At 56.4% G+C, this 830-nt stretch carries 1 protein-coding gene; it reads left to right on the top strand.

The window, feature by feature from the left end; translation table 11 throughout:
* Positions 1–830, top strand: an 830-nt coding sequence (gpJ, locus tag ALO_RS22645; RefSeq protein WP_004099416.1) for a TipJ family phage tail tip protein, incomplete at both ends; no start/stop codon positions are given.

Below are 830 nucleotides of genomic sequence, written 5' to 3' on the forward strand. Positions count from 1 at the left end.
AGGAGCCGGAAATCCGGCTGGGCGTTAATGATCAGCCGGTGGTTGACAATTTTAATGACACCTATTTAGATCAATCCCTGGCCTACGAACTGGATATCGATGATCCCAACAATCCCTGGATCACCCATCAAACGGAAGGCAATGCTGTACAGGGGCTGGAAATCACTCTGCAGTTCCCCGGTGGGCTTTACCGCATCAATGATGAGGGGAAGCTGAAAAACGCTTCCGTAACCGTTCAGGCGCAGTATAGCCGGGTAGGCGCTGATGATTGGAGGAATCTCACCAGCGGGGCGGTGACGATTACCCAGGCGACCAATACTTCGTTCCAGGTCACGTATCAGGTAGATCGTCTGATTCCAGCCCAATATGAGGTCCGAGCTCGGTGCATCTCCAAAGACGGCACTAACACCCGCTATTCCACCCGAGTTTTCTGGACCCAGCTCTCCAGCATCATCTATGACGACTTTTCCCGTCCCGGCAAGGTGCTGGTCGGCATCAAAGCCCTGGCCACCAACCAGCTGAGCGGGGGCATGCCGAACATTACCTGGCTGCAAACCCGCAACGACGTTTGGGTCTGGAATCCCCAGGCGGGCGAATATCAGAAAAAGCCGGCTACCAATCCGGCCTGGGCCGCCTACGACATCATTCACCGCTGCCGGCAAATCAAAGATCTCCATACCGGCAGCTGCGAATTTGTCGCCCAGGGAGCGCCGGCGGCGCGGCTGGTGTACCAGGATTTCGCCAACTGGGCTGCATTCTGCGAGGACCGCCGTCTCACTTTCAACTATATCTTCACCACCGCCGGCGATCTCTGGAGCGCCCTGCAAAAA

The organism is Acetonema longum DSM 6540, from assembly GCF_000219125.1.
Classification (GTDB): Bacteria; Bacillota; Negativicutes; order Sporomusales; family Acetonemataceae; genus Acetonema; species Acetonema longum.